The 6,843-nt window shown below is 72.1% G+C and carries 4 protein-coding genes and 1 pseudogene; 2 read left to right on the top strand and 3 right to left on the bottom strand.

Features of this window, described 5'->3' with window-relative positions:
- A pseudogene (locus tag H5J33_RS18610) lies at nucleotides 1-799 on the bottom strand (glycosyl hydrolase); the annotation flags it as partial.
- A gap of 213 nt (nucleotides 800-1,012) precedes the next feature.
- Between H5J33_RS18610 and H5J33_RS18605 the strand changes: the two are divergent.
- Together H5J33_RS18605 and H5J33_RS18600 are read left to right on the top strand one after the other, a co-directional pair.
- Nucleotides 1,013-2,989 (top strand): acetoacetate--CoA ligase, encoded by a 1,977-nt coding sequence (locus H5J33_RS18605; RefSeq protein WP_181796063.1) that lies wholly within the window; start codon nucleotides 1,013-1,015, stop codon nucleotides 2,987-2,989.
- Between the two features lie 199 nt (nucleotides 2,990-3,188).
- Nucleotides 3,189-4,082 carry a hypothetical protein gene (locus tag H5J33_RS18600; RefSeq protein WP_181796062.1) on the top strand — a complete coding sequence of 298 codons (894 nt, stop codon included), beginning with the start codon at nucleotides 3,189-3,191 and terminating at the stop codon, nucleotides 4,080-4,082.
- 102 nt (nucleotides 4,083-4,184) lie between these two features.
- Here the strand turns inward: H5J33_RS18600 and ptsP are convergent, their stop codons facing one another.
- Entirely contained in the window at nucleotides 4,185-5,855 is a 1,671-nt protein-coding gene (gene ptsP / locus H5J33_RS18595; protein ID WP_181796061.1) for a phosphoenolpyruvate--protein phosphotransferase, read from the bottom strand.
- A gap of 75 nt (nucleotides 5,856-5,930) precedes the next feature.
- Nucleotides 5,931-6,380 carry a PTS glucose transporter subunit IIA gene (locus H5J33_RS18590; RefSeq protein ID WP_181796060.1) on the bottom strand — a complete coding sequence of 150 codons (450 nt, stop codon included), beginning with the start codon at nucleotides 6,378-6,380 and terminating at the stop codon, nucleotides 5,931-5,933.
- Nucleotides 6,381-6,843: the final 463 nt, after the last annotated feature.

Raw genomic sequence — 6,843 nt, 5'->3', positions numbered from 1 at the left:
GCGGGCCGCCGTCCATGTGCACCTCGCAGCGCCCCGCCCGGTCGTGCCCGGACCCGGCACCCTCCGCGCCCTCCCGCAGCACCACCGCACCGTCCCAGGTGGTGTCGTGGAACACCAGGTGCGTCCCCGCGTCCGCCACCACCAGCTGCACCGGCATGGTCAGGTACAGCGGATCGTCACCCGGCCCGAACGCCCGGCCGGGATCGGTGTTCCACAGCCGGTACCTGCCGTCCCGCAGCCGCGGACCGGACGCCCGCCCGCCCAGCCCGAAGAACCGGGCGTCCGCCGCCACCTCCGACCGCTGCACCCACCGCGCCGCACCCCCGTCCACCGGCTCCCACCAGCGCGGCGGCAGCTCCCGCCGCAGCACCACCCCGCCCGGCGTGCAGACCTCCACCGCGCCGTGCCGCGACACGACCACCGTCACCCGCTCGGCCACCACCCGCCAGCCGCCGTCCTTGTCCGGCTCCAGCACCGTCCGCGGATCCGGCTCCGGACCACTCCCGGCGAGCGCGTACGACGGCAGCGCCTCCGCCCCGTCCCAGCCCCAGAACACCGCGCCGTTCGCCGCCACGACGATCCGCAGCTCGGAACGGCCGAACCGGATCAGACCACCGCCGGGACCCGGCTCCACCTCCCGCACCTGCCCCGGCACCCGGGCCCGCTCGGGCCCCCGCCGCGGCAGCCCGGCCGCGTCGATACGCCTCCTGCGCCACGCGGCCCGCACGGTGCGCAACCCCCGAGCCGCCCTCCCCGAACCGACCACACTCACCGAACGCACCAGGTCACGACCGTCCATGCTGCTCACCCTGCCACTGCGCGCCCCACGCGCGCGTGCCGTTCAACTGCCGTTCACCCGTGGCCGGGCCACATCTTCACGACATCGACTATGTGGGGCGAACCCTGGTGCAGAAGTCGATCACATGGCATCGTCCGTGTCAGCCGCGTCACGCGCACACCCCAGCCCGTGCGCGGACCGACGCACACGACGCGCACAGCCCGGGAGCCTCCCATGTCGACCGTGAACCCCCAGCCGCTCTGGCAGCCCGATCCGGAGCGGACCGCCAAGGCCCGCATCACCCGGTTCCAGGCGTGGGCCGCCGAACACCACGGCGCCCCGGCCGAGGGCGGCTACCCGGCCCTGCACCGGTGGTCCGTCGACCAGCTCGACACCTTCTGGAAAGCCGTCACGGAGTGGTTCGACGTACGCTTCTCCACCCCCTACGCGCGCGTGCTCGACGACCGCGCCATGCCCGGCGCCCGGTGGTTCCCCGGCGCCACCCTCAACTACGCCGAACACGCCCTGCGCGCCGCGTCCGACCGCGCCGCCGAACCCGCCCTGCTGTGCGTGGACGAGACCCACGAACCCCGCCCGGTGACCTGGTCCGAGCTGCGCCGCCAGGTCGGCTCCCTCGCCGCCGAGCTCCGCGCGCTCGGCGTACGTCCCGGCGACCGCGTCAGCGGCTACCTCCCCAACATCCCGCACGCCGTCGTCGCCCTCCTCGCCACGGCAGCCGTCGGCGCCGTATGGACCTCCTGCGCCCCCGACTTCGGCGCCCGCAGCGTCCTCGACCGCTTCCAGCAGGTCGAACCCGTCGTCCTGTTCACCGTCGACGGCTACCGCTACGGCGGCAAGGAACACGACCGCCGCGAGATCGTCGCCGAACTGCGCCGCGAGCTGCCCACCCTGCGCGCCGTCGTCCACATCCCGCTGCTGGGCACCGACGCCCCCGAAGGTGCCCTGGAATGGTCGGCGCTGACCGCCGGGAACACCGAGCCGGTCTACGAGCAGGTCCCCTTCGACCACCCGCTGTGGGTGCTGTACTCCTCCGGCACGACCGGCCTGCCCAAGGCCATCGTCCAGTCGCAGGGCGGCATCCTGGTCGAACACCTCAAACAGCTCGGCCTGCACTGCGACCTCGGACCCGGGGACCGCTTCTTCTGGTACACCTCGACCGGCTGGATGATGTGGAACTTCCTCGTCTCCGGCCTCCTCACCGGCACCACGGTCGTCCTGTACGACGGCAGCCCCGGCCACCCGGACACCGGCGCCCAGTGGCGGATCGCCGAACGCACCGGGGCCACCCTCTACGGCACCTCCGCCGCCTACGTCATGGCCTGCCGCAAGGTCGGCCTCCACCCCGCCCGCGACTACGACCTGTCCACGGTCCAGTGCGTCGCCACCACCGGCTCCCCGCTGCCGCCCGACGGCTTCCGCTGGCTGCACGACGAGTTCGCCGGCAGCGGGGCCGACCTGTGGATCGCCTCCGTCAGCGGCGGCACGGACGTCTGCTCCTGCTTCGCCGGCGCCGTACCCACCCTGCCCGTGTACACCGGCGAGCTCCAGGCACCCGGCCTCGGCACCGACCTGCAGTCCTGGGACCCGAGCGGCCGGCCCCTCGTCGACGAGGTCGGCGAACTGGTCGTCACCCAGCCCATGCCGTCCATGCCGATCCACTTCTGGAACGACCCCGACGGCAGCCGTTACCACGGCAGCTACTTCGACACCTACCCCGGCGTCTGGCGCCACGGCGACTGGATCACCGTCACCTCCCGGGGCTCGGTGATCGTCCACGGCCGCTCCGACTCCACCCTGAACCGGCAGGGCGTACGCATGGGTTCGGCCGACATCTACGAAGTCGTCGAACGCCTCCCCGAGATCAGGGAGTCGCTCGTCATCGGCGTCGAACAGCCCGACGGCGGCTACTGGATGCCGCTGTTCGTGCACCTCGCACCGGGCGCCGTCCTGGACGAGACGCTCCTGAACCGCGTCAGGCAGGCCATCCGCGAACAGCTCTCACCCCGGCACGTCCCCGACGAGATCATCGAGGTCCCCGGCATCCCGCACACCCTCACCGGCAAACGCATCGAGGTCCCGGTCAAGCGTCTCCTGCAGGGCACCCCCCTGGAAAAGGCGGTCAACCCCGGCTCCATCGACAACCTCGCCCTGCTCGCCTTCTACGAGGAACTGGCGCGCAAGCGCGGCTGACCCACCGGAACATCACCCTCCGCACAGGTCCCGGGCCCCGCCGAACCCCACCGCGGCGTCCGGGACCGACCCTGCTCACACCAGCCATGACCTGCGAAGACGCCCCCCACACCCCGGTCCGCGAGCACCGGCGCAGGGCCGTTGTCAGTGCCGACCACTACGGTGAGTGAGCACTGATCGACCGCGCATTGGGGGAATCATGGCGCACACCGACCACCAGACCCTGCGACGCGTCCTGCGCCGCGAGATCGCCGGCACCATCGGCGTCCTCACCGACGACCACGACTTCCGCGCCATGCGGCGCTACCGCAGCTTCACCTTCGACGACCACACGACATACCTCCGGCAACTGGAGACGGTCCTGCAGACCCGCGCGGCACAGGGCAGCCACACCACACTCGCCCTGTTCGACCCGGAGGACTACGCCGCGTACTGCGCGGACACCGGACTCGACCCGGACGCCCCGGCCAGCCGCAGCCGGTTCACCGCACAGCTCGCGGCCACCGGCCCCACCATCCCCTACGACGGCCGCCCGCTCACCGACCTCCTGCCCCGGCTGGTGGACGAAGCCGTGCGCCAGGCCACCTGGGAGTACGCCACCACCCTCCTCACCCGCCTGGGCCCCTGCCCGACCTGCGGCGAGGACATCGGCAGGGCCGCCTTCACCCGCGCCTCCGAACTCCTGGTCCGCATCCTCGACACCGCCCCACCCGGCGAACGGCACCTCGTCTGCACCGTCTCCGGACCACCGGACACCCTCGTCTCCGTCCTGCACGGCGACCAGGACGGCACCGGCGCGACCCGCCTGGACGAGGCGGAGGCCCTGGAGTTCACCAGCGTCCTCGCCCTCGGACTGGCCACCCGCAGCCCCGGCGGCCTCGTCATCCGCACCAGCGCCGCCGGCACCGCCGACCGAGTCCACGGCTGGCGGCTGCGCGGCGGCACCCTCGAACCCCTGACGGCCTCGGAAGTCTTCGACGCCTACTGCACCGACGTCGAATCCGGCGACCTCATCGCACCCGAGTCCGGCGTCGACTACGGCGCGGCCCCCGACCTCGGAGACGACGGCACGGCAGCGGCCCACCGCCACTGACCCCCGGCCACCGCCGGAAAACACACCAGGGGCGCCCCGCCCGAAGGCAGGACGCCCCTGACCGACGGCACCCGAGGGCACCGGCACGGCTACGGCACCGGGCTACTCGCCCGACAGCACCGCCTGAGCCGCGCCGCGCGCCTCCTCGGCGCTGTCCGCCGCACGCGCCGCCGCCGCGGCCCGCTCGCACTGCGCCAGCGTGTACTTCCCCAGCGTGGCGCGGACATACGGAATCGACGCCGAACCCATGGACAGGGAGGTGACACCCAGACCGGTCAGCACACAGGCCAGCAGCGGATCGGACGCGGCCTCACCGCACACCCCGCAGCTCTTGCCCTCGGCCTTCGCCGCCTCGGCCGACAGCGCCACCAGGTCGAGCAGCGCCGGCTGCCACGGGTCCTGCAGCCGCGACACCGCACCCACCTGCCGGTCCGCCGCGAACGTGTACTGCGCGAGGTCGTTGGTCCCCAGCGACAGGAACTCGACCTCCCGCAGGATCGAGCGCGCCCGCAGCGCGGCCGACGGGATCTCGACCATCGCACCGAACTTGGCCTGCAGGCCCGCCTCCCGGCAGGCGTCCGCGAACGCCTTGGCGTCCCGGCGGTCCGCCACCATGGGCGCCATAACCTCGAGGTGCACGGGCAGCCCCTCGGCGGCCTTCGCCAGCGCCGTCAGCTGGGTGCGCAGCACCTCCGGGTGGTCGAGCAGCGTCCGCAGGCCCCGCACACCCAGCGCCGGGTTCGGCTCGTCCGCCGGCGTCAGGAAGTCCAGCGGCTTGTCCGCGCCCGCGTCCAGCACCCGCACGACCACACGACCCTCGGGGAACGCCTCCAGCACCTGCCGGTAGGCCTCCACCTGCTTCTCCTCGGAAGGAGCCTGCTTGCTGTCGTCCAGGAACAGGAACTCGGTACGGAACAGACCGACGCCCTCGGCACCCGCCTCGACCGCCGCCGCCACGTCCGCCGGCCCGCCCACGTTGGCCAGCAGCGGCACCTTGTGCCCGTCCGCGGTCACACCGGGACCCGTAGAGGCGGCCAGCGCCGCCTTGCGCTCCGCGGCCGCGGCCGAAAGCTGCGCCTTCTTCTCCTCGCTGGGGCTGACGAAGACATCGCCCGTGCTGCCGTCCACGGCGACCACGGTGCCCTCGGCCAGCTCACCGGCGCCCGGCAGCGCCACGACGGCCGGCACGCCCAGCGCCCGCGCCAGGATCGCGCTGTGGCTGGTCGGACCACCCTCCTCGGTCACGAAGCCGAGCACGAGGGAGGGGTCCAGCAGCGCCGTGTCGGCCGGAGCCAGGTCCCGGGCCACGAGCACATACGGCTGGTCGCTGTCCGGCACACCCGGCATCGGCACGCCCAGCAGCCGCGCGACGATACGGTTCCGCACGTCGTCCAGGTCGGCCACGCGCCCCGCGAGGTACTCGCCGGCACCCGCCAGCAGCTCCCGGTACGCCGCGAAAGCGTCGTACACCGCGCGCTCCGCGGTGCTGCCGACGGCGATCCGCCGGTCCACGTCCGCCATCAGCTCGGGGTCCTGGGCCATCATGGCCTGCGCTTCCAGCACGGCCTGGGCCTCGCCGCCCGCCAGATTGCCGCGCGCCATCAGATCGGCGGCCACGGCGTCCACGGCCTGCCGGGCGCGCCCCTGCTCCCGCTCGGCGTCCTCGGCGGGGATCTGCTTGGCCGGCGGCTCCAGCACCGCCGTGCCCATGTGCCGAACCTCGCCGATCGCCACACCATGGCTCACGCCGACGCCTCGCAGCGTTGTCTCCATCTCACCCGTCTCCGGTAGTGCGGCGGGTCCCGCCGCGGTGGTTGTCCTGTACGCCGTCCTGGGACGGTCCGGCCGTCAGTTCCAGGAGAAGAGGCTGTCGCCGGTCTTCACGTCACCACTGTCACGCAGCTCGGAGAGGGACTCGGCAGTGGCTTCCAGGGCGACGACCGGGCACACCGGGGACTTGCCGGCGGCCTCGACGGCGGCCGGGTTCCAGCGGACGACGGCCTGGCCCCGGGCGACCCGGTCCCCCTTGCCGACGAGCAGTTCGAAGCCCTCGCCGTTGAGCTGCACGGTGTCGATGCCGAGGTGGGTGAGCACCCCGTGGCCGCTCTCGTCGACCACGACGAACGCGTGCGGGTGCAGGGAGACGATGACGCCGTCCACGGGCGCCACCGCTTCGGAAGGCTCCCGCACGGGATCGATCGCGGTACCCGGGCCGACCATGGCCCCGGAGAAGACCGGGTCCGGCACTGCGGCCAGTCCGATGGCCCGTCCAGCGAGAGGGGACGTCACGGTGGTCATGGGAAGCCTCCCAGGGAGTGGAGCTGCTCGCGGGCCGTCACCGCCTGTCCCGGACGGCGCACCGAGCAGCAGCGTATGTCAAATGAACTGGCGGTTCCGGACAGAAGCTACCAGCTAGTGGTCTAGACCACCAACCAAGGCGATTTGCATGGCCTTCAAGGCCGCGTGTACAGTCATAACCCTGCTCGGGGCAGAGAGGCACGAAACAGTGTCCAGTCCCTGGCGGCAACCAAACTCATCAGATCCTGATCTCTGGATCTTCTTCTGCATGCTCGCAGGAGGGTGGTCAGAGAGACGGAAAAAGCCTGGTAGGGTTTGAAACACCGAAGGGAAGCGCCCGGAGGAAAGCCCGAGAGGGTGAGTACAAAGGAAGCGACCGTTCCTTGAGAACTCAACAGCGTGCCAAAAGTCAACGCCAGATATGTTAATACCCCGTCTCCGGCATCAGCCGGGACGAGGTTCT

The organism is Streptomyces sp. WELS2, from assembly GCF_013870595.1.
Lineage (GTDB): Bacteria > Actinomycetota > Actinomycetes > Streptomycetales > Streptomycetaceae > Streptomyces.
The sequence above is the reverse complement of the archived record's forward strand: the minus strand, read 5'-3'. Positions and strand labels throughout refer to the sequence as shown.

Bases quoted from the DNA above. Each gene is read 5' to 3' on its own strand.
- H5J33_RS18590 (WP_181796060.1), bottom strand. From the start codon at position 6,380: ATGACCACCGTGACGTCCCCTCTCGCTGGACGGGCCATCGGACTGGCC.
- H5J33_RS18600 (WP_181796062.1), top strand. From the start codon at position 3,189: ATGGCGCACACCGACCACCAGACCCTGCGACGCGTCCTGCGCCGCGAG.
- ptsP (WP_181796061.1), bottom strand. From the start codon at position 5,855: ATGGAGACAACGCTGCGAGGCGTCGGCGTGAGCCATGGTGTGGCGATC.
- H5J33_RS18605 (WP_181796063.1), top strand. From the start codon at position 1,013: ATGTCGACCGTGAACCCCCAGCCGCTCTGGCAGCCCGATCCGGAGCGG.